Genomic DNA, 18,931 nt, shown 5'->3' with positions numbered 1-18,931 from the left:
TAGGTCTTAGGTCTTAGGTCTTAGGTCTTAGGTCTTAGGTCTTAGGTCTTAGGTCTTAGGTCTTAGGTCTTAGGTCTTAGAAGGTACTTCTGTCCTGACGCCAGGTTACAGAAAAGGGCCCGCAACTACCGTTGCGGGCCCTTTTTATTTTGGTTGTTGAAAAACCAAGTCCTAAGACCTAAGTCCCTAAGCCCTAAAACCTAAACCGTAATTCCTTCGGCAACGACTTCGGTTACTTCGGGAACCATGCGCTTGAGCAGGTTCTCGATGCCGGACTTCAGCGTGACGGTAGCCGAGGGACAGCCCGAGCACGAGCCCTGCAGGTTGACGGTCACCACGCCGTCCTTGTAGGAGCGGAAGGTGATATTGCCGCCGTCCTGCTCCACGGCGGGACGCACGTAGTTGTCGAGCAGGTCGATGATTTTCTGGCTGGTCTGCTGGTCCTGCTCCGAGGAGTTACCGGCCGCAGCCTCCTGCGAGGCCTTGTGCTCGGCGGCGGGGTCCACGATGAAGATCGGGCCGCCGGCTTCCACGTACGACTTCAGGAAGGTGCGCAGCTCGGGGATGAGGTGGGTCCAGGTGAGGTCGGAGACTTTGGTGACGGTCACGAAGTTCGAGGCAATGAATACGCGGCCGACGTAGTCGAAATTGAACAGCTCCTGGGCCAGGGGCGAGTTGGCCGCGGCTTCAACGTTGGGATAGTCCACGCTCACGCCCTCGCTCACCAGCTGGGTATTGAGCACGAACTTCATGGATTCGGGGTTGGGGCTGGCTTCGGCGTAAATGGAAACCGGACCGGCGGGGGAAGTGAGGGTATCAGCCATGTTTGAAAGACTTGGAGACGGAAAAAGAAAGGGGTAGTAAATGCCGAAAAGAGAAACAGCGGCGGCGGTAAAACCGTGCCATCGGCGTAATGTTCCAAAGGTACGCAACGCCGCGGGAAGCTGACACCATCAGGCCGCAGCCGCTTGCTTTGCCAGCCCCACGGCCCGGACTGGCCGCCCGGAAAACCGTCCTGGTTCCGGGGCGCGTATCTTGCAGCCATGCTGGCCCGCCTTACTTCCCTGCTGCTGCGCCCCATCGACAGTGCCTGGCTGGTAGCAGCCCGCATCGGCGTCGGCTTTCTGCTGGCCATTGAAATGACGGGCAGCCTGGCCCTGGGCTACCTGCGCGAGTACACCGAGCCCCAGTTCAACTTTTCTTACCTGCTGTTCGACTGGCTGCCGCGCTGGCCCCCGGCCGTAATCATCGGGCTGCACCTGGGAGCCATTACAGGCGGGGTGGCGGTGGCGGCGGGCTGGCACTTCCGGTGGGCTGCCCGGCTGCTCACGCTGTGCTACACGCTGGTGTTTCTGGCCGAGCAGACCCGCTTTATCAACCACATCTACCTCTACTGCCTCGTAGCCGGGCTGCTCAGCCTGATGCCCGCCCACCATGCGGCCTCCGCCGACGTGCGGGCCGGCCGCGTCCACCCCAGCGCCACCGTTCCGGCCTGGACGCGCTACATCCTCGTGTTTCAGCTAAGCCTGGTGTACTTTTTTGCAGGGGTGGCTAAGGTTAATCCCGACTGGCTGATGGCGCGGCCCCTCACCGTGTGGCTGACGGCCAAGTCGGGCTACCCCATCATCGGGGGAGTCCTGGGCCATCCGCTTCTGCCCTGGCTGATGAGCTATGGAGGCGTGCTGTTCGATCTGCTGGTGGTGCCGTTGATGCTCTGGCGCCGCACCCGGCCGTGGGCGTTCGGGGCGGCCGTGTTTTTCCACGTTTCCAACGTAGTGGTGTTTGGCCTGGGTACGTTTCCGTGGTTTTCGATGCTGCTGACAGCCGCGGTTTACTTTTCACCCGGCTGGCCCCGCCGCCTGCCCGGCCGCCTGGGCGCCTGGTTTCGCAGCCGGGTGCCGGTGCCCACTCCCGCGGAGCTTGCCCCGGCCCTATCGGCGCCGCACCGCCCCCATTTGCTGCTCGCCGGGCTCGGCTTGTACGCGCTGATCCAGCTGCTGCTGCCGCTGCGGCCCTGGCTGTATCCGGGCGACGTGCACTGGACCGAAGAAGGCCATCAGTTTTCCTGGCACATGATGCTGCGGGTGAAAGAAGGCACGCTCAACTACCGGGTCGTTTTACCGGACGGCCGGGAGGAGCTGGTTTCGCCGTCCTCCTACCTCACCTTCCAGCAAAGCCGCAAGCTTGTCGGCCAGCCCGACTACATCCTGCAGTTTGCCCACTTCCTGGCCGCCGACTATGCCCGGCGCGGCCTGGGCCCCGTGGCGGTCTATGCCGAATCCAACGTGGTCCTGAACCGTCGCCCGGGCCGGCCCATTGTGGCGCGCACCGTGAACCTGGCCGCGGAAACCCGCTCCCTGGGGCACTATGGCTGGATAACGCCGGCTCCACCACTGGAGTAAAACAGGTTTTCCATGGCCAGGCAGTCCGCCGGCCTCTGAGACCTGCTTGATGATTCTTCCTATAGGCCGATGCCCCTGCTGCTTTGCTGCACTGCCCAGCCGACGGAAGTACCGCTTTACCGGGGCTATTTCTTCTTCCCAGCCGACGCAGCCGCAAGCTTGGTTACAAACATGCATCCTTCCTGGAACCCGGAAGGCAAGGTGTACTTGGGCAAGGTAGTCGCGCCAAACGTCGGGGTTCCGAAATACTTACCGATGACCACTGTACTTCCCGCCTGGTCTGCGGCAACGGCGTGGACCTCTTCACCGTGGCCCTTGCCGGCAACCTTGCGGGTCCAGACGAGCTTGCCGTCCGGGCTGTTCTTGGCAACGGCCAACGTGTGGTAGGCGGCGGGGTCATTTGGCTCTTCGAGCAGGTGACCGGCTACGTACGAGTTGCCAGTACCGTCGACGGCCAGGGCACCACTGATGAAATCCCCTTTGCCGGCAACCGTCGTACCCCACTGCCAGGTGCCGTTGGCCCCGTAGCAGGCCAGAAACGCAACTACGCCCCGCTCCTTCGGCTTAAGCACCGGCGCCCCACCATCCATCCTGAGCGTATCCGCCACCAGGGTTCCGGTAAGCAGCACCCGGCCTTTTGCATCAGTTGCTATTCCGCCGATTCCATCCGCCGAGCTGATCCGGCGGGCCCACTCCGGCGTACCGGAAGAGCTGAATTTGGCCAGCAGCTGGTCGGAGTCGCGGCCTTTTCCCAGCTTGGTGGCGCCGAACGTCAGCGCATTGCTGGCTTCGTTAACCGTAACGTAGATACCGCCGCTGTTATCCACCGTGATGTCGCTGCCGGTGTACAGATCCTCCATTACCTGAGCCCACGCCAGCTGACCGGCAGGGCTGTATTTAGCGAGAAAAAAACCTGTTTTCGCGGCAGGGAACCGAGCCGTTCCGAAACCGGAGACAACTTCTGCCAGGCCGGTCAGGTAGGCATTACCCGCGGCATCAACCGCCACGGCGTGAGCCCTTGACTCGCCTTCTTTCCGATCCGGGCTCTGCACCCACTGCAGCTGCCCGGCCCCATCGTATTTCGCCAGAAACGCATCGAGATGCTCGTCCCCGTGTCCGGCCAGGGTGCTCGTCCCAAAGTCCGCAGAGGTTCTAAACCAGCCGGCGACAAAGGCATTGCCCTGGGCATCGACTGCCAGGCTGAAGCTCTGAATATCGCTGCTGGATGCACTCCTGGCCCAAATCAGCGTGCCGGCGGCGTTATACTTGGCCAGAAAGATATTTGACGTCGTCTTTCCGATAAGCTGGATGCTGCCAAGCGTAAGGCTCTTGAAGTAGCTACCCGTTACAAACACATTACCAGCCTTATCAACTGCCACGTCCTTGGAGAACATATCCCCTGGAGCCACGACCGTGCGGGTCCATTGAAAGTCAGGAACCTGGGCCCAGGCCAGGTTATTAATCAGCAGAAAACAGAAAAGACCGAAGAGAACGAGTTGCTTCGTCATTAGACCAGGCACGCATAGACAGTGAATCTGCAAGTTAATGCGGTTTCCGTTATACTTCTCAGCTGACCGTGGCTTCCTCTGCTTCTATCCTGTACGCTGTTGCGATGCTACAGCCGGCTACCCCGGGCCCGGAGCAGCATGTCGGCCAGCACGAGGTTGGTCATGGCATCCACGATGGGCACGGCCCGGGGCAGGACGCAAGGGTCGTGGCGGCCCTTGCCGGCCAGGGTGATGTCCTCGCCCTGGTCGTTGATGGTAGCCTGGGGCTGCAGAATCGTGGCTACGGGCTTAAAGGCGACCCGGAAGTAGATATCCTGCCCGTTGCTGATGCCGCCCTGGATGCCACCCGAGTGGTTGGTGCGGGTGCGCACGGTGCCGGCCTCGTCGGTATAAAAGGCGTCGTTGTGCTCGGAGCCGAACAGCAGCGTACCCGCAAAGCCGGAGCCGTACTCAAAGCCCTTCACGGCGTTGATGCTGAGCATGGCCTTGCCCAGCTCGGCATGCAGCTTATCGAATACCGGCTCCCCGAGTCCCGCCGGCACGCCCGTAACCACGCCCGTCACGAGGCCGCCCACGGTGTCGTGCCGGTCCCGGGTCTGGCGGATGAGCTCGGCCATGCGGGCCGCCGTTTCGGGATGGGGACAGCGCACCGGGTTCGTGTCAATCAACCCAAGGTCGAGCTGCTCATAGCCGACGGGCACGGCCACGGCGCCAACCTGCGACACGTAGCTGCGGGCCTGCACGCCGTAGTGCGCCAGCAGCTGCGCGGCAATGGCCCCGGCCGCCACCCGCGCTGCTGTTTCCCGGGCCGAGCTGCGCCCCCCGCCCCGGTAGTCGCGGCGGCCGTACTTGGCGTCGTAGGTGTAGTCGGCGTGGGAAGGCCGGTAGGCGTGCTCGATGTGGGAGTAGTCGTGGCTGGCCTGGTCCTCGTTGCGGATAAACAGGCCGATGGGCGTACCCGTCGTCTGCCCGCCGAACAGCCCGGACTGCACTTCCACCCGGTCGGCTTCCTTACGCGGGGTCGTCAGGTCCGACTGCCCCGGTCGGCGCCGGTCCAGCGCGGTCTGAATCTGGTCGGCCGTCAGCGGCAGGCCGGCGGGGCAGCCGTCGACCACCACGCCAATGCCCGGGCCGTGCGATTCGCCAAAGGTGGTTATCCGAAATAAGGTCCCGAATGAGTTGCTCATGGGGCAAAGGTAAGCGCCCGGGCTGCCCGTACCCCGTTTCTGTCCGCGGACGTCAAACCCACTAGCTCCGCCAGGCGCGCCAGCAGCCGAACACGGCCAGCACCAGCAAGCCCAGCAGCAGGAAATTCGAATAGCGCCGCACGTCGTCGTATACGTCCAGGGGCTGCAGGGTATTGTCGGTACGGGTCAGCACGTCCTGGTAAAACGGGTCAGACGGCAGGGCCCGGAAGGCAGAGCGGTCCGCGCCCCGCACCTGGGGCTGCAGGTCGGAGCGCAGCGTGTCGTAGCGGGCCGTGGCCGGGTTGAACACAACCAGGGAAAACAGGCTGTCGAGCGGCAGCAGGCCGGGCCGCCGCGGTACGAGCCGAAACCGAAAGCTTTTACGTCCGCCAACCCGCCCGCCCTGCCGGGTCTGCTCCTGCTGCACATCGGGTCCGTATACTTCCAGCCCGGGGCGGGACGCGGCAGCCGGGCCCGACAGCGCGGCCAGGTTGCCGATACCGACCACCGAAAACGTATAGTCGAAGGTCTGCCCCGTGCGGAATGCCGAGCGGCTGATGGCCTCGCGCAGGCGGTACTCTCCTACCGGCACCTGGTCGCGCAGGGGGTGCGGGGGTAGGGGGCGCACCTGCACGGTGCGGGCATCGGTGAAGTACGTTTTATACCCCGCCATCTGGTTGTCGACGCCCGGCTCGGGCTTGCGGGCCACCTTGTACTTGATCATCTGCAGGCCCACCACCGGAAAGCGCAGGGGCTGGGTGTTCAGCGGGTAAAACTGGGCTTCGTACAGGCGGTAGCGCAGGTAGGTTTTGGTGCCCACCGTGATGGTTTCGGGCAATACCTCCTGCTCGTCAAAGGGCTCTTCCCAGGCAGTGCGCTGGTGCAGCTGGCCCAGAATATCGGGGAGCTGGCGCTGGAAATCGTAGAACTTCAGCAGGCCCTGGTCCTCAGGAGTAAGGTAGAAATACAGGGCCACGTGCACGCCTTCGCCCACAAACACCGTGGCTTTGTCGGGCACCAGCGCCAGAAAAGCATTGTCGCGGGGCTCCACGTAGTCCTGCACCTTGGGCTTGCCAAACAGCTGGTCGAGCAGCCCCACGCCCTCGAGCGGGGCGGCGGGCGGCGGAGCGGCCTGCTGGGGCCCCACCCGCAGCGTGGCTCCCGGCGATTGAACCACAATGCCGTTTACCGTCATGGAGAAGGGCTTCAGCTCGAAGCTGCCTTCCGCAAAGGCGGCGTAGCGCTGGGTGATGGTCAGCTCGGTAGTGGTCTGACCGCCGGTGATCCGGGTGGTGGTAGTACTGGACTTGCCGCTTTTCTTGAAGCCTTCGATGTCGGGAAAAGCCGAGTACCGCTCCAGCGGCGCTCCGCGCAGCCGGAAGCTGATGGTGTAGTACTCGTTGATGGGAAAGCTCGGCTTGCCCGGCACGATACTCACCTGAGGACCGGCTGGTTGCGCCCCGGCCGGCAGCCCCGCGCCCAGGGCCAGCAACAAAAGCAGGAAGAGAAAAAGGCGCCCAGCCATGCGGTTCGGTTAGTTGTCAAAGCTACGGAAAAACGCGCGGGCGGGCACCCAACGGCATTTTCTCACCGGGCTTACCCAAGTATGGCCCGAATCCTATACAAAAATTTTCACCAAACACCAAATCCAATCAGGCAAACGCCTCCGTAAGTGACCTGCAGATACCCGGGCTATTCCGATAGTCCCTTCTCTTTATCTATCCACTCACTTTCCAAAACTTCTTCTCATGTCTAAAAACCTCCAACCAAGCGGGGATGATGCAGGCTTCGATGCGCCCCTGTATGTTCCCATCAAGCGCCGGTCCTTCTTCATGTACGCCGGTGCCACCGCCGGTGCTACGGCCCTGATCCTGTCGGGCTGCGGCGACGACGAGGTGGAGCCCGGCAACCCCAACACGGTCAACGTAGGCTCGGGCAGCGTCGGCGTGCTCAACTACGCTTATGCCCTGGAGCAGCTGGAGGCCGGTTTTTACACCGCCCTGCGCACCGGTACCTACTACACGGGTCTGGCTGCCGGCAGCGCCGAGAAGCAGATTCTGGATGACCTGTACTACCACGAGGTAATTCACCGCGAGTTCTTTAAGGCCGCCCTCACCCGCGACGCCGCCACTTCGATGATCAAGTCGAATCTGGAGCCGGACTTCAGCGGCATCGACTTCAACGTGCGCCTCTCGGCCGCCGGTGCCGCCAGGATGGGGGTGCTCAACGCCGCCAAAGCCTTCGAAGACCTGGGCGTAGCCGCCTACAATGGTGCCGGCCGCTTCCTGGCGACCGACAATGCCGGCCTGAACTACCTGGTTGCCGCCGGTAAGATCGTTTCGGTGGAAGCCCGCCACGCAGCCCTGATCCGGGACCTGATTTCGGAAGGCTCATTCGTGGATTCCGACGTTGTGAGAATCGCTACCGATGGCCTGGAGATTTCGAAAACTCCGGCGGAGGTAGCAGCCGTGGCCAATACCTTCCTGAAAGAGGGTTCCAAGCTGAACGTCTCCGGCCTCGTTTAGGCCCCTTGCGGCCTTTCCTTCCACCTCAATTTCGCAATCCACTATGAACTTCTTCCAAATCCTTTCCGAGCTCGAGAAATCTGACCCCGAGGTTTTTGAGCGTTTCGACTCCCGCCGGCGCGTATTCAAGCACCTGACCGGCTTCGGCAAAAAAATAACGGCTGCAGCCCTGCCCCTGGCCATGGGTTCCCTCTTCAACAAAGCCTACGGTCAGACGACGAGCGCGCCTTCCGTAAACGATGTGCTCAACTTCGCCCTGAAGCTGGAGTACCTCGAGGCATACTTCTACAACCTGGGCCTGCAGGGCGACGGCACCATCGACAACAACACGACTACGGCCGCTCAGACGGCTCTCCGTGCTCAGCTCAGTGCTACCAACCTGTCGTCGCTCCTGAAGATCCGCACGGATGAGAACAACCACGTGAAATTCCTGCGGACCGCGCTGGGTACGAATGCCATTCCCGCACCCGCCGTGTCGCAGTTCGACTTCACCGGCGGCAAGGGCTCGGGCACGGGTCCGTTTGCTGGCGTGTTCTCCAATGCGGCCCTGTTCCTGGCCGTAGCCCAGTCGCTCGAAGACACCGGGGTGCGTGCCTACAAGGGCGGGGCTCCCTATCTGGCTTCGAACAAGGATGTACTGACGGCGGCGCTGAACATTCACTCCGTGGAAGCTCGTCACGCTTCCCGTCTGCGCACCATGCGCCGCGGCGGGCCGATGAACAATGCGGCTTCCGCCACGGCTGCTGGCTCCAACCCCAGCACGTCGCCCAAGAGCTGGATTACCGGTGACGACAACGGTGGTGCTTCGCCCGCCCAGACGGCTCCCATTTATGGCGCCGGCTCGGCTCCGGCCTACACCCCGGCCGGCATTACCTTCCCCAGCGAGGCCAACGTGACGCAGGGTGCCGTAGGTACCACGCCCGGCGTAAACCTGCAGACGGCGCTGGCTTCGCTCAACTTCCCGGCCACTGCCTTCTCGGAGGCTTTCGACGAGCCCCTGGACGTGCCGACGGTTTCGACCATTGCCCGCACGTTCACCATCACCAGCAGCACCCTGTTCTAAGCTCCCGGCTCCGAACATTGCCTGCGTACAAAAAGGACGGCCACCCGGTCGTCCTTTTTTTGTTTTAGCTGCCCCGTGCAACTCCGGCCGGGCTTCGGGGCTCCCGGTATTGGTGCATCCCGCATTATCGGAGTACCTTTGTAGAGGGCCGCCTGCGGCCCATCTGATTTTTGCCTGCTAGTCTATTCTGCTGATGTCTGATTCTGTTGCTGACCAATCTTTTCTGGGGCGGGTAATGCGCCGCCGCTCTTTTCTCCGGGTGGCCGGAGCTACGGCAGCCACCTCGGCGCTGGTGCTGGCTGGTTGTGATGATACGGAACCCACCGTGCAGTCACCGTTCTTGAACGTGGGCAAGGGCGACGGAGGGGTTTTCAACTACTTCCTGCTGCTTGAGCAGCTTGAAGCCGCTTTCTACCAAAAGGTGGTGGATGCTCCCCCCGCTGATTTCATTGCCGGGGACCTGGCGTACTTCACTGACCTGCGCGACCATGAAGTGATTCACCGGGAGTTTTTCAACCACGTGCTGGGCGCGAACCGGTTCGGAACCATGGAATTCGACTTTTCCTCGGTCAACTTCACTTCCCGCAGCAGTGTACTGGCGGCGGCTAAAACCATTGAGGACATCGGGGTGGCCGCCTACAACGGCGCCATCAGCCTGCTGGTGCAGCCGGTGTACCTGGCCCTGCTCGCCAAAATTGCCTCCGTGGAAGCCCGGCACGCAGCCCTCGTGCGCGACCTGGCCCAGCCCAGCCTGGTTCAGTCCACTGCCTTTGCCGGTGCCGACGTAGTAGAAGCCACCGGCACGTTTGCCGGCCTCGAACGCGCGCTGACGCCCACACAGGTTATTGCGGCCACTGCCCAGTTCTATAAAATCCCCGTTATCGTGTCAGATCTGCCCACAAGCTAGGTCCGGACTGCTTTCTGCTCTGCCTTTCATGAACATATTCAAACTACTGTCGGCCCTGGCCGAGGCTGATCCTGCCGTTTACGAGCGCCCGAGCGTGCGGCGCACCGTGCTCAGCTCCCTGGGTCGCAAGGCTGTGGCGGCCCTGCCCCTGGCTTTCGGCGCCATGCTGCCCCAGGCCTACGGCCGCAACCTGCGCACGATTCAGGACGTGCTGACCCTGGCCCTGACGCTCGAGCACCTCGAAAACGAGTTTTACCTGCAGGCCCTGGCTCAGCCGGCTTCCTTTTTCCCGACCGGAACCCGGCCCGCCATTGAGTTGATTCAGCAGCACGAAGCCCAGCACGTCGCGTTCCTGACCACTGTCATCCGCTCGTCAGGGGCAGAGGTGCCGGCCAAGCCTAACTTCGACTTCACGGGCAGTAAGAACGGCGCTACGGCTGCTGTCTTTCCCACGGTATTCCAGAACTTCGACGACTTCCTGAAAGTGGCCCAGACCCTGGAAGACGCCGGCGTGCGCGCCTACAAAGGCCAGCTGGGCTTTCTGAGCACCGATAACGCCCTGTTGCAGGCTGCGCTGCGCATCCATGCTGTAGAAGCCCGGCACGCATCCCACATTCGCTCGATGCGCCGCAGCCGCGGGGCGGCGGTAAAAAGCTGGATCAGTGAGTCGGACGCGTCGATTACGGTACCCGGCAAAACGGAGGTAGTGTACGCCGGGGAAAACTCCCAGGTCCAGACCCTGCCCAGCGGGCTCCCGGTTCCGTTCTCGACTTTACCTATCGGCAGCGGGGCCAATATTCTGAAAGCAGTAGCCGAAGCCTTTGATGAGCCCGTTACGGCTGAAGTAGCCACCGACCTGGTAAGTTTGTTTGTGTACTAAACGCAAGCGGCATTTTTACCCCCGGAAAAAGGAGCATTAGTTGCTCCTTTTTTTGGGCCTTTTCGGGTGATTTATATAAAAAAGTATTGCTCAGCTTGCATTTTGGGGGTTTATTTCTTTAAATTCATACATAATAAAAGCTTCATGCCCAACACATGTATGCTTTTTCGGTTTCGACCGTATACATGCCCAGTTTACTGTTCTACTCTCACAACCAAACCTCCCACCCCGATGCTGGAATACGCAAAAACCATCCTGCTCAAAGTCAGCTTCGACCAGATCCTCTTCGAGAAAGAGCTGCGCAAGGCGCTCCGGATGCTTGTCCCCGACGAGCTCGTTCAACTCAAAGAGTGGTGCTACAACCAGTTTTCCAACGTCTACCGCCGGATTCTCAACCGCGTCTTCGGACAGCCGGCGCAGGCGTAGGCAGCCGTCAACTGCAACAGTAGACAACCAGAAAGGGCTATTCAGCCCTTTCTTCGTTTTGGGGCAGTACCAGCTCCCCGTTGGTTATAAACTGAATGTTGCGGGTCAGGCCCGCGTAGCCCGTGCGCTTAACGGCTGACTGCCGGAACAGCTCCGAAAACAACTCGTGCGTGATTTCCTGCCAGTCGGCCGGGCGCAGCTCCTTAAGCTGGGGGTGCGCCTGAAACTGGGGTTCCTGATGGGGCTTGGCAAACCGGTTCCAGGGGCACACGTCCTGGCAGATGTCGCAGCCGAACATCCACTGCCCGAACTTGCCGCCTACCTCCTGCGGAATCTGGTCTTTCAGCTCAATGGTGAAGTAGCTGATGCACTTGCTGCCATCCACCACGTAGGGCTCGGTGATGGCGCCGGTGGGACAGGCATCCATGCATCGGGTACAGGTGCCGCAGTAATCCTTGATCGGCCCGTCGTAGTCGAGGGCCAGGTCGATAATGAGCTCGGCAATAAAGTAGAACGAGCCGGTGCCGGGCGTAATCAGGTTGGCGTTCTTGCCCATCCAGCCCAGTCCGCTCTTTTTCGCCCAGGCCTTGTCCATCACCGGGGCCGAGTCCACGAACACCCGGCCGTCTACCTCCCCGATTTCCGTCTGGATGTCGGCCAGCAGCGTTTTCAGCTTGTCCTTGATGACGAAGTGATAGTCGCGACCATAGGCATACTTGCTGATCTGAAGCGTGTCGGCCGGCTGCTGGTCTTCGGGGGCCGGAAAGTAGTTGAGCAGCAGAGAAACTACCGATTTGGCCCCGGGCACCAGCAGACGCGGGTCGAGGCGCTTGTCGAAGTGGTTGGCCATGTAGCCCATCTGCCCGTGCATGTTGCGGTTCAGCCAGTTTTCCAGCCGGGGCGCCTCCTCCTCCAGAAACTCGGCCTTGGAGATGCCGCAGTACATAAAGCCCAGCTCCGCCGCGCGGCGCTTGATAAAAGCAGTGTACTGGGCGGTGGGAAGCATAGAGAATGGGGGTAGCGGGCAAACCGCCGGGAAAGAATGCGTTGTAGCCGACCATGGCCGGCGTGGCCTAGGCCTCACAACAGCCAGCAAGGCCCGGGTAGTTCAGCGCTGCGGATTAGCGAAACGCTAAAATGTCGCCGGGCTGGCAATCCAGGGCTTTGCACAAAGCCTCCAGCGTGCTGAAACGCACGGCCTTGGCTTTACCGGTTTTCAGGATGGAGAGGTTGGCCAGGGTCAGGTCAACCTTGCCGGCAAGCTCGCTCAGGGACATTTTCCGTTGGGCCATCACGACGTCCAGGTTTACAATAATGGGCATGGCTATACGGTCAGGTCGTTTTCCGCCTGGATGTCGGTGCCCCGCTGAAAAACCTGGGCAATGATGAAGATGATGCCGGCCAGCAGCAGAAACTCCCCGCCGGGCCACGTCAGCGTTTCGACAGCGTCACTTTTCATGAGCCACTTGCTGTAGCGGGTGGCGAGCAGGCCCACTACACCGGCGCCCAGGGCGAGGTGACTGATTTTAGTTATCAGGACGGCGACTTCAGCACTGAAGGGCGCTTCCATATCTATTTTCCGGAAGATCTGAATCACCAGGTAGGCCATGCAGGCTTTAACTGCCACGAAGTACACGTAAAAGGATACAATACTGATGTAATGCGCTTCGCTGTACTTCTTCAGGGCGGCCAGGTTCATTCCCATATAGAGGTTCTGCGCCGCATCCGGGTTGACGAACTCACTTACCAGGAAGGAGATGACCAAGGACCCGGCCTGGATGCAAAAGCCAATGAAAAGTATCCAGAACAGGATGTGCATGATCTTCAGGGGAAGGGTTGACTGTGTCCGCATAGCTGTGGTTGCTAGTTACTACTGGATGCTCCGCCTTGTTTCCGCCCCGTGCGGCAGGCTGTATCCGCCGCAATTATCAATAAATATTTATCGAAAAGCAATAAAATATTTTCACTAATCACTCTCCGTGCTCCTGTTGGTTCAGTTTGCTGTCTGCAATGTCAAATCCAAGACATTCGTGCTAAACCGGTGTATCGACTGACTTCTGATCATATGCCGCCTGCGTGCAAGTCCTTCTTTTTCGAGAAGCGTTGTCCCCAGCCTGTTGCCTTTCAAAAGCACTATATACCGCTTATTGCTAGTCAAGCGGGTGCGGAATAAACCCACAAGCCTCTCTAGAATACCCATCACACCAGAAAAAAGAAGGGCTCTATAAACGACAAAACTTTCGCATGCTGTCCCGACCGGGACAGTATGCGAAAGTTTAAGTGCCGGCTAAGCCGGGCTTTTTACGCCTGGCCGCCGAACAGGTCGGTGGTATTACCGCGCAGATGCTGGGGCAGCAGCTTGCCGAGGTGCACGTAGGCGGCTTCGGTGGCTTCGCGGCCCCGGGAGGTACGCTTGATGTAGCCTTCCTGGATCAGGAACGGCTCGTACACTTCCTCGATGGTTTCGGCTTCTTCCCCGCAGGCGGTGGCAATGGTGCCGAGGCCTACCGGACCACCTTTGAACTTGTCGATGATGGTGTTCAGGATGCGCTTGTCCATGTCGTCGAGGCCGCGGGCGTCCACGTCGAGGGCATTCAGGGCAAACTGGGCAATATCCTGGGTGATGGTGCCGGTGCCTTTGATCTGAGCGAAGTCGCGGGTACGGCGCAGCAGGTTGTTGGCAATACGCGGCGTACCGCGGGAGCGGCGGGCAATTTCGAAGGCGGCATCCTCGTGGATGGGCGTGCCCAGAATCTCAGCCGAGCGCTGCACGATGCTCGTCAGCAGTTGGGCGTCGTAGTACTCCAGGCGGGAGCTGATGCCGAAGCGGGCCCGCAGCGGCGAGGTGAGCATGCCCGAGCGGGTGGTAGCCCCAATCAGCGTGAAGGGCGACAGCGAGATCTGCACCGAGCGGGCGTTCGGGCCCGAGTCGAGCATGATGTCGATGCGGTAATCCTCCATAGCCGAGTACAGATATTCTTCCACCACCGGGTTCAGGCGGTGAATCTCGTCGATGAAGAGCACGTCGTGCGGCTCCAGGTTAGTGAGCAGGCCGGCCAGATCGGAAGGCTTGTCGAGTACCGGGCCGGACGTCATCTTGATGCCGGCACCCAGCTCGTTGGCGATGATGTGCGAGAGCGTGGTTTTGCCCAGACCGGGAGGGCCGTGCAGCAGCACGTGGTCGAGGGCTTCGCCGCGCTGCTTGGCCGCGCCCACGAATACCTTCAGGTTTTCCACCACTTTGTCCTGGCCCGCGAAATCGGAAAAGCTGAGCGGGCGCAAAGCCTTGTCGATTTCCTTTTCGGCCGGGCTGAGGTGGTCGGTGCCACCGGTTAGAAATTGTTCGCGCATAGGGGCAAAAATAGTCGTTGCGTTGTCGAAAGGTAACGCTTTGAATCCGCAAAAAGCTCCCGTTCTTTAGCAAAAAGAAGTCGAAATCCGTCATCCGGCCGACTATTTGCCAACCTTATTAGCAAATTCAGCTGGTGACTGCTAGGCGGCGGCAACTACTGGCTTTAGCGCTTGTTGGGCACCGGTCTTGCGCAGCCGCCACAACTGCCGGATGGACAGCACGTGCAGGCAGTAAGCCAGCGGCACCACGAACGTAGGCAGCCAGATCATCGGGAAATGGGTGATGACGGTGTTGGCCGGCTCGTTGAAGAATTGCCGGATCGGCATCGGGGCCGACAGCATTGCAATCGTCACGATGTTAAGCAGCAAGGCCAGGCCCAGCAGGTTCCAGGCAAGAGCAGCTTTCCAGTGCTGGTGCCCGGCTCTAAAGCAGAAATACGCTGCCAGCGGAGCCGTGAGGCCGGTCAGCACGTCCCAGTTCAGCCCTTCGAACGTCATCTGCACCGGCACCGCGCCGCCCAGAAACAGCAGCCAGAGCACTACCTCCACCACAACCCGGCAGCTTTGCAGGTAAATCAGTCCGCTGCGGGGCACAGCATTGAGCAGCCGGCCCACGGCTGCCGACCGGGCAAGCCAGAAAGCCAGCCCCAGGGGCGGCAGCAACAGCAGCAGCAGCCGGGGCGGGCGGGCGCCGAAGTCGCTAAGCTGGCCCGTGGCCGCCAGCGTTGCCGTTAGCCCCAGCCAGAGCAGCAGACCGGCCCGCACCAGCAGCTTCCCACGCAGCGCAGTGGGGGCATCGTACTGCCGCCGCAGCGCCCGGCTTACGCCCCGGATGACGAGCACGCCTAATGCTGCTACCAAACCAACAAACAACCAGCCGGCCAGCCCGGCAATACCCGTTTCCATTGCGCTTCAGCTTTTGTGAGTGAATGCCCAAAACTAGCCGGGACCGGGCCGGCAGCATTGACAAAAATTGCTAATTCCGGCTAGGCCTGCCGGTACGCCTGGGGCCACTGCCCGGTGCACTGCCGGAATGCCCGGCAAAACGAGCTGCTGCTGTCGAACCCCACGAGGGTGCCCACCTCCCCTACCGGCAACACCCCGGTGCGCAGCAGGCGCCGGGCCTTCTGCACCCGCAGCTGCCGCAGAAAGGCGTAGGGCGTCTGCCCCTGCCAGGCCCGGAACAGGCGCAGGTAATGAAACTTCGACAGGCAGGCTACCCCGGCCAGCTCGTCGAGGCTGAGGTCGGTGGCGTAGCGGGAGTACAGGTAGTCGAGCGACACGCTCAGGCGGCGGAACAGCTCGGTGCGGGTACTGCTGCGCAGGGCGGGAAGGCTGGCTACGCGCTGCTGAAGGCGGCGGTGCTCCCCGAGCAGGTACGCCAGCACCTGCAGCAGCAGCTGCTCCCGAAGCAGAGCATTGGTATTGTAGTCGTCGGCCTGCCGGGTAATAGCGGCCAGCAACGCGTCGAGCGTCGGGTCCTTGCCGTACAGCCGGTTGAAGAAGCGCACGGGTGGCCCGGACGTGAAAGGCTCGTCGAGTAGCTGGCTGGTGGGCGCTACCAGGTCGCGCAGCACGGTTTCGGCCAGGGCGGTGCCGAAGTGGATGTTGAACGTCTCTGTTTGGCCGGGCTCTTCCACGTCGAGCGTGTAGTGCTCGTCGGCGTTGGTGAGGAAGTAGCAGTCGGGCTCGATGCGGACCCGGTGCCGGCCCACCGCGCAGTAGCTGGCCCCGCTGCGGTTGGTAAACAACGACAGGGGTCCGCGGATGTCGGGGCGGTGCTCGGCTGCCGTGGGTCGGGCCTGGATAATGACGCTGGGCCAGCCCCGGCCGGAAGTGAGGTTGCGGGCTACTTCGCTTTTCAACCAGGTGAGGTCGGGAAAGGCGGTGCGAAGCATAGCAGACCAGGTTAGCGCCTTTTCAGATCAGTACAGGGCGGCCGCCCGGAAGCTTTTACGCGTGCTGGCCGGGCAGCAGCACTTCAATCTCCAGCTGCAGCCACTCGTCTTCCCAGTCTTTGTGGGTGAGGCGGGCGGCAATGGGAAAGCCGGCGTCGAGCAGCCGGGCCACGGTTTCGTTGCGCACCTCGGGCAGGTAGCCCAGCCACAGTTCCCCGGCCTCGGCGGTGGTCAGCACTTTCACGGCCCAGTCGTCGTACTTGCTGTCGGGCTCCCGCACCAGCTGCAGGACCTGGCCCACCAGCAGGCCGGGCTCGTGCTGGCGAAGGTTTTCGCGGTGGGTGGTGCCGGCCACGAGGCATTCCAGAAGAACCAGGCCGGTGGGCGGCAGCGAAGGATACGTCGTATTCATACTGCCAAAGTACGGGGGCTACGCGAAGTTTCTACTTTTGCGTCGGCTGCGGGCCGTTCTACAGCTTTTGCTCCCGGCCTGCCGTATGGTATCCTGCCGGTCCTGCCACCCCGCCCGACCCGCTTCCACCTGGCCTGCTTTACCTCGGCCGTTCCCTTATTGATTCAGCTACCTCTATGCCCAGCCAATCCGACATCGATGACTTTCTGCAGGGCCTGCCCGACAACTTCTACGCCACGCTCGCCCCGGGCATTTCCCTGTGCGGCATGGGTTGCCTGCAGCTGTTTGCCCGTCCGCAGGACGCGGCGGCCCAGGAAGTAACCGCGCTGACCGGCCTGGATACGGCGCGGGTGCAGCACATCAGCGCCCTGCAAAGCAACGAAGCCCTGGGCCGGATGCTGGTAGAAGAGCCCGAGCAGCTTTACGACTTTCTGCTGGTGGGCCAGCTGTGCCTCGAAAGCCCCCTGGCCCGGCCGGTCATGGCTTTTTTGCAGCACCAGATGCAGATTCCCTACGAGCAGGTGGAAACCGTGCGCGACCATGCCGCCACCATCAGCACCTCGTTTATGAGCTCCCTGAAAGAGCACCTCGAAGCCCGGGGCGACCAGGCCGCCGAAAGCCTGGCTTTGCGCCGCCTGCAGCTCGAAGGCATCTTTGCCCGCCACTCGGCCGACCTGGAAGCGGCAGTCCAGCCCACCGCAGCCGGAGCAAGCCAGCCGGCGGCGGTTGTGATGCAGGTGTCCTTGAATGCCCCGCAGCTGGAGATGCTGCGGCTGGCGGCCTCCTTGCCGGCGTTGCTGCCCGCGGTATTTGAGCACCCCTTTGCCCAGGCCCTGACCCAGGTAGCGAGCTTCGGGGAAGAAAACCTGGAAGCCGTGCGCGCCGGGCTGCGCGAGATGCCCGTCAACACCCCGGTCGGGCTGACGATGCAGCAGGTGCTGGTGCTTTACCAGGCCGTGCAGGTGTGCGGACTGGTATTCGTATCCGACCAGTTCGTGGAACTGCTGGCTCCCCTGCTCACCGGCGACCCGAATCCCGGAAGTTCCGACATACCGGCTCCTTCGCCTGAGGAAGCCGAAGCTACCTTCCGGCAGCTGCGCGACGGGGTGTGCGCCATGGCCGGCGGCTTTGCCGGTTTGGTCTCGGAGCTGTTCGCCAACGATGCTCAGGTCGCTGCGGCCCGCCAGGAAATCGAAGCCCTGGCTGATCTGCTCTAACCGGTTTTTCGATGCGCAACCATTACCTGCTGGCTGTGGTCCTGCTCGGCGCCCTACCGGCCGTGGCCCAGACCCAGTCCGATTCCCTGGCCGGTCGGTTGAGCCTGAAGCTGGCCCCACTGGCTTTGCTCGACCCTAACTACAGCACCCTGCAGGTGGGCGTCGACTACCGCCTGGACCCGCGCTACAGCGTCTGGCTGAGCTACGGCCTGCAAAGCTCCGTCGTAAAGCTGTTTCAGTGGCATAACGACCGGCCCGACCTTCGGTATCACAAGCTGCGAACGGGCGTGCGCCGCTACTTCCGGGTAGCCCGGCAGCTGGAGTCCTATGTAGAGGCCGAAGCCTTTTTCATTCCGGTGCGCTACACGATTTCTAGCTACCGCACCGCCAACGGGGTGCATACCTTCGACGCTACCCGGGCCCGGCGCGACATCTGGGGCGGCGCCCTGAACGGGGGCCTGCTCTGGCACCTGGGCCCACGCTGGCAGTTCGATGCCGCAGCGGGACTGGGAGCCCGCCACGTAGAGACAAACTACGCGGTGCGCAACGAGCAGATTGTTGCCAGAGGCGGGTTTTACGAACACTTTTTTGAGCAGAGCAACGCGCCGGGCCGATCCGACTGGCGCCCCCACCTCACGTTTCGCCTGGGCATTGGCTACCAGCTTACCGGTATTCGTTAGCATTCCTGACTATGTACAGCAAAACAGAAGTCACCCAGCTGCGCCAGGCGTTCTGGACCACCTTCGGCCAGTATATGCAGCCGGTACCTTCGGCTGAGGGCGGGCCGGTAAACTGGATCAACTACAAAACCGGGCTCAAGCACGTCTACTTCCGCCTGCACGCCGACGTGAAGCGGGCCACCATCGGCATTGAGCTGACCCACCCCGACGCGGGCGTGCGGGAACTGTTCTTCGAGCAGTTCCGGGAGCTGCGCCTGATGCTGGAGGAAGCCCAGGGTGAAGCCTGGACCTGGGAAGCCGACGTGCCCGACGCCAACGGGCAGATCATCAGCCGCATCTACCGGGAGCTGCAGCCCGTGAACCTATTCAGCCGCGACGACTGGCCCCGGCTTATCTCGTTTTTCAAGCCCCGGCTTGTGGCGCTGGATGAGTTCTGGAGCAATGCCCAGTACGCGTTTGACGCGCTGCGGTAGGG

20 protein-coding genes are annotated in these 18,931 nt (G+C 61.8%); 9 read left to right on the top strand and 11 right to left on the bottom strand.

Translation table 11 applies throughout. From position 1 onward, the window contains the following. Positions 1-200 precede the first annotated feature (200 nt). The gene (locus LJY25_RS18535) at positions 201-824 is read right to left on the bottom strand and encodes a NifU family protein (RefSeq protein WP_227609969.1); all 624 of its coding nucleotides are present in this window, start codon (positions 822-824) and stop codon (positions 201-203) included. A gap of 219 nt (positions 825-1,043) precedes the next feature. Here LJY25_RS18535 and LJY25_RS18530 point away from each other — a divergent pair, with 219 nt between their 5' ends. Then, a complete protein-coding gene (locus LJY25_RS18530) occupies positions 1,044-2,402 on the top strand; it encodes an HTTM domain-containing protein (protein ID WP_227609968.1) in 1,359 nt (452 codons plus the stop codon). Positions 2,403-2,527: 125 nt separating this feature from the next. Here the strand turns inward: LJY25_RS18530 and LJY25_RS18525 are convergent, their stop codons facing one another. The 3 genes from LJY25_RS18525 to LJY25_RS18515 all read right to left on the bottom strand — a co-directional run bounded on the left by LJY25_RS18525 (position 2,528) and on the right by LJY25_RS18515 (position 6,622). After that, positions 2,528-3,910 (bottom strand): SBBP repeat-containing protein, encoded by a 1,383-nt coding sequence (locus LJY25_RS18525; protein ID WP_227609967.1) that lies wholly within the window; start codon positions 3,908-3,910, stop codon positions 2,528-2,530. Between the two features lie 107 nt (positions 3,911-4,017). After that, a complete protein-coding gene (gene aroC / locus LJY25_RS18520) occupies positions 4,018-5,097 on the bottom strand; it encodes a chorismate synthase (protein WP_227609966.1) in 1,080 nt (359 codons plus the stop codon). 61 nt (positions 5,098-5,158) lie between these two features. Next, positions 5,159-6,622 carry a BatD family protein gene (locus LJY25_RS18515; RefSeq protein WP_227609965.1) on the bottom strand — a complete coding sequence of 488 codons (1,464 nt, stop codon included), beginning with the start codon at positions 6,620-6,622 and terminating at the stop codon, positions 5,159-5,161. 223 nt (positions 6,623-6,845) lie between these two features. Here LJY25_RS18515 and LJY25_RS18510 point away from each other — a divergent pair, with 223 nt between their 5' ends. The 5 genes from LJY25_RS18510 to LJY25_RS18490 all read left to right on the top strand — a co-directional run bounded on the left by LJY25_RS18510 (position 6,846) and on the right by LJY25_RS18490 (position 10,898). Beyond that, on the top strand, positions 6,846-7,622 hold the full coding sequence (locus LJY25_RS18510) for a ferritin-like domain-containing protein (RefSeq protein WP_227609964.1): 777 nt from the start codon (positions 6,846-6,848) through the stop codon (positions 7,620-7,622). A 43-nt stretch (positions 7,623-7,665) separates the two neighbouring features. Continuing rightward, positions 7,666-8,685, top strand: a complete 1,020-nt coding sequence (locus LJY25_RS18505) for a ferritin-like domain-containing protein (protein ID WP_227609963.1) — start codon at positions 7,666-7,668, stop codon at positions 8,683-8,685. 235 nt (positions 8,686-8,920) lie between these two features. Beyond that, entirely contained in the window at positions 8,921-9,592 is a 672-nt protein-coding gene (locus LJY25_RS18500) for a ferritin-like domain-containing protein (RefSeq protein ID WP_227609962.1), read from the top strand. Between the two features lie 28 nt (positions 9,593-9,620). Next, entirely contained in the window at positions 9,621-10,472 is an 852-nt protein-coding gene (locus tag LJY25_RS18495) for a ferritin-like domain-containing protein (protein ID WP_227609961.1), read from the top strand. A gap of 231 nt (positions 10,473-10,703) precedes the next feature. After that, positions 10,704-10,898: a hypothetical protein gene (locus tag LJY25_RS18490; protein ID WP_227609960.1), complete on the top strand. Its 195-nt coding sequence runs from the start codon at positions 10,704-10,706 to the stop codon at positions 10,896-10,898. Positions 10,899-10,935: 37 nt separating this feature from the next. On the opposite strand, the gene queG is transcribed toward LJY25_RS18490, so the two are convergent. The 7 genes from queG to LJY25_RS18455 form a co-directional block, all read right to left on the bottom strand. Continuing rightward, positions 10,936-11,904, bottom strand: a complete 969-nt coding sequence (queG, locus tag LJY25_RS18485) for a tRNA epoxyqueuosine(34) reductase QueG (protein WP_227609959.1) — start codon at positions 11,902-11,904, stop codon at positions 10,936-10,938. A gap of 115 nt (positions 11,905-12,019) precedes the next feature. Then, a complete protein-coding gene (locus LJY25_RS18480) occupies positions 12,020-12,220 on the bottom strand; it encodes a helix-turn-helix domain-containing protein (protein WP_227609958.1) in 201 nt (66 codons plus the stop codon). Positions 12,221-12,222: 2 nt separating this feature from the next. Continuing rightward, positions 12,223-12,717, bottom strand: coding sequence for a DUF2975 domain-containing protein (locus tag LJY25_RS18475; RefSeq protein ID WP_227609957.1), 495 nt, complete (start codon positions 12,715-12,717; stop codon positions 12,223-12,225). Positions 12,718-13,199: 482 nt separating this feature from the next. Next, entirely contained in the window at positions 13,200-14,249 is a 1,050-nt protein-coding gene (ruvB, locus tag LJY25_RS18470; protein WP_227609956.1) for a Holliday junction branch migration DNA helicase RuvB, read from the bottom strand. A 141-nt stretch (positions 14,250-14,390) separates the two neighbouring features. Then, positions 14,391-15,155, bottom strand: a complete 765-nt coding sequence (locus tag LJY25_RS18465; RefSeq protein ID WP_227609955.1) for a hypothetical protein — start codon at positions 15,153-15,155, stop codon at positions 14,391-14,393. Between the two features lie 80 nt (positions 15,156-15,235). Next, on the bottom strand, positions 15,236-16,147 hold the full coding sequence (locus tag LJY25_RS18460; RefSeq protein WP_227609954.1) for a helix-turn-helix domain-containing protein: 912 nt from the start codon (positions 16,145-16,147) through the stop codon (positions 15,236-15,238). Between the two features lie 55 nt (positions 16,148-16,202). Further along, a complete protein-coding gene (locus tag LJY25_RS18455; RefSeq protein ID WP_227609953.1) occupies positions 16,203-16,559 on the bottom strand; it encodes an HIRAN domain-containing protein in 357 nt (118 codons plus the stop codon). Positions 16,560-16,735: 176 nt separating this feature from the next. Here LJY25_RS18455 and LJY25_RS18450 point away from each other — a divergent pair, with 176 nt between their 5' ends. From LJY25_RS18450 to LJY25_RS18440, 3 genes are read left to right on the top strand one after another with little or no spacing between them, the layout of a single operon-like run. Further along, on the top strand, positions 16,736-17,776 hold the full coding sequence (locus LJY25_RS18450; RefSeq protein ID WP_227609952.1) for a hypothetical protein: 1,041 nt from the start codon (positions 16,736-16,738) through the stop codon (positions 17,774-17,776). Positions 17,777-17,787: 11 nt separating this feature from the next. After that, positions 17,788-18,456, top strand: coding sequence for a DUF3575 domain-containing protein (locus LJY25_RS18445; RefSeq protein ID WP_227609951.1), 669 nt, complete (start codon positions 17,788-17,790; stop codon positions 18,454-18,456). 11 nt (positions 18,457-18,467) lie between these two features. Beyond that, entirely contained in the window at positions 18,468-18,929 is a 462-nt protein-coding gene (locus LJY25_RS18440; protein WP_227609950.1) for a DUF4268 domain-containing protein, read from the top strand. The last annotated feature ends 2 nt before the right edge of the window (positions 18,930-18,931 follow it).

The organism is Hymenobacter translucens (assembly GCF_020685205.1).
In the GTDB taxonomy this organism is placed as follows: domain Bacteria; phylum Bacteroidota; class Bacteroidia; order Cytophagales; family Hymenobacteraceae; genus Hymenobacter; species Hymenobacter translucens.
Note: the sequence above shows the minus strand (reverse complement) of the source record. Positions and strands in the feature narration are given on the sequence as shown.

What these genes read in the sequence shown, in the direction of transcription:
- LJY25_RS18495 (WP_227609961.1), top strand. Translation starts at nt 9,621, where the DNA reads ATGAACATATTCAAACTACTGTCGGCCCTGGCCGAGGCTGATCCTGCC.
- LJY25_RS18510 (WP_227609964.1), top strand. Translation starts at nt 6,846, where the DNA reads ATGTCTAAAAACCTCCAACCAAGCGGGGATGATGCAGGCTTCGATGCG.
- LJY25_RS18465 (WP_227609955.1), bottom strand. Translation starts at nt 15,155, where the DNA reads ATGGAAACGGGTATTGCCGGGCTGGCCGGCTGGTTGTTTGTTGGTTTG.
- queG (WP_227609959.1), bottom strand. Translation starts at nt 11,904, where the DNA reads ATGCTTCCCACCGCCCAGTACACTGCTTTTATCAAGCGCCGCGCGGCG.
- LJY25_RS18445 (WP_227609951.1), top strand. Translation starts at nt 17,788, where the DNA reads ATGCGCAACCATTACCTGCTGGCTGTGGTCCTGCTCGGCGCCCTACCG.
- LJY25_RS18525 (WP_227609967.1), bottom strand. Translation starts at nt 3,910, where the DNA reads ATGACGAAGCAACTCGTTCTCTTCGGTCTTTTCTGTTTTCTGCTGATT.
- LJY25_RS18475 (WP_227609957.1), bottom strand. Translation starts at nt 12,717, where the DNA reads ATGCACATCCTGTTCTGGATACTTTTCATTGGCTTTTGCATCCAGGCC.
- LJY25_RS18505 (WP_227609963.1), top strand. Translation starts at nt 7,666, where the DNA reads ATGAACTTCTTCCAAATCCTTTCCGAGCTCGAGAAATCTGACCCCGAG.
- LJY25_RS18455 (WP_227609953.1), bottom strand. Translation starts at nt 16,559, where the DNA reads ATGAATACGACGTATCCTTCGCTGCCGCCCACCGGCCTGGTTCTTCTG.
- LJY25_RS18530 (WP_227609968.1), top strand. Translation starts at nt 1,044, where the DNA reads ATGCTGGCCCGCCTTACTTCCCTGCTGCTGCGCCCCATCGACAGTGCC.
- LJY25_RS18515 (WP_227609965.1), bottom strand. Translation starts at nt 6,622, where the DNA reads ATGGCTGGGCGCCTTTTTCTCTTCCTGCTTTTGTTGCTGGCCCTGGGC.
- LJY25_RS18535 (WP_227609969.1), bottom strand. Translation starts at nt 824, where the DNA reads ATGGCTGATACCCTCACTTCCCCCGCCGGTCCGGTTTCCATTTACGCC.
- LJY25_RS18500 (WP_227609962.1), top strand. Translation starts at nt 8,921, where the DNA reads ATGCGCCGCCGCTCTTTTCTCCGGGTGGCCGGAGCTACGGCAGCCACC.
- ruvB (WP_227609956.1), bottom strand. Translation starts at nt 14,249, where the DNA reads ATGCGCGAACAATTTCTAACCGGTGGCACCGACCACCTCAGCCCGGCC.
- aroC (WP_227609966.1), bottom strand. Translation starts at nt 5,097, where the DNA reads ATGAGCAACTCATTCGGGACCTTATTTCGGATAACCACCTTTGGCGAA.
- LJY25_RS18480 (WP_227609958.1), bottom strand. Translation starts at nt 12,220, where the DNA reads ATGCCCATTATTGTAAACCTGGACGTCGTGATGGCCCAACGGAAAATG.
- LJY25_RS18490 (WP_227609960.1), top strand. Translation starts at nt 10,704, where the DNA reads ATGCTGGAATACGCAAAAACCATCCTGCTCAAAGTCAGCTTCGACCAG.
- LJY25_RS18440 (WP_227609950.1), top strand. Translation starts at nt 18,468, where the DNA reads ATGTACAGCAAAACAGAAGTCACCCAGCTGCGCCAGGCGTTCTGGACC.
- LJY25_RS18460 (WP_227609954.1), bottom strand. Translation starts at nt 16,147, where the DNA reads ATGCTTCGCACCGCCTTTCCCGACCTCACCTGGTTGAAAAGCGAAGTA.
- LJY25_RS18450 (WP_227609952.1), top strand. Translation starts at nt 16,736, where the DNA reads ATGCCCAGCCAATCCGACATCGATGACTTTCTGCAGGGCCTGCCCGAC.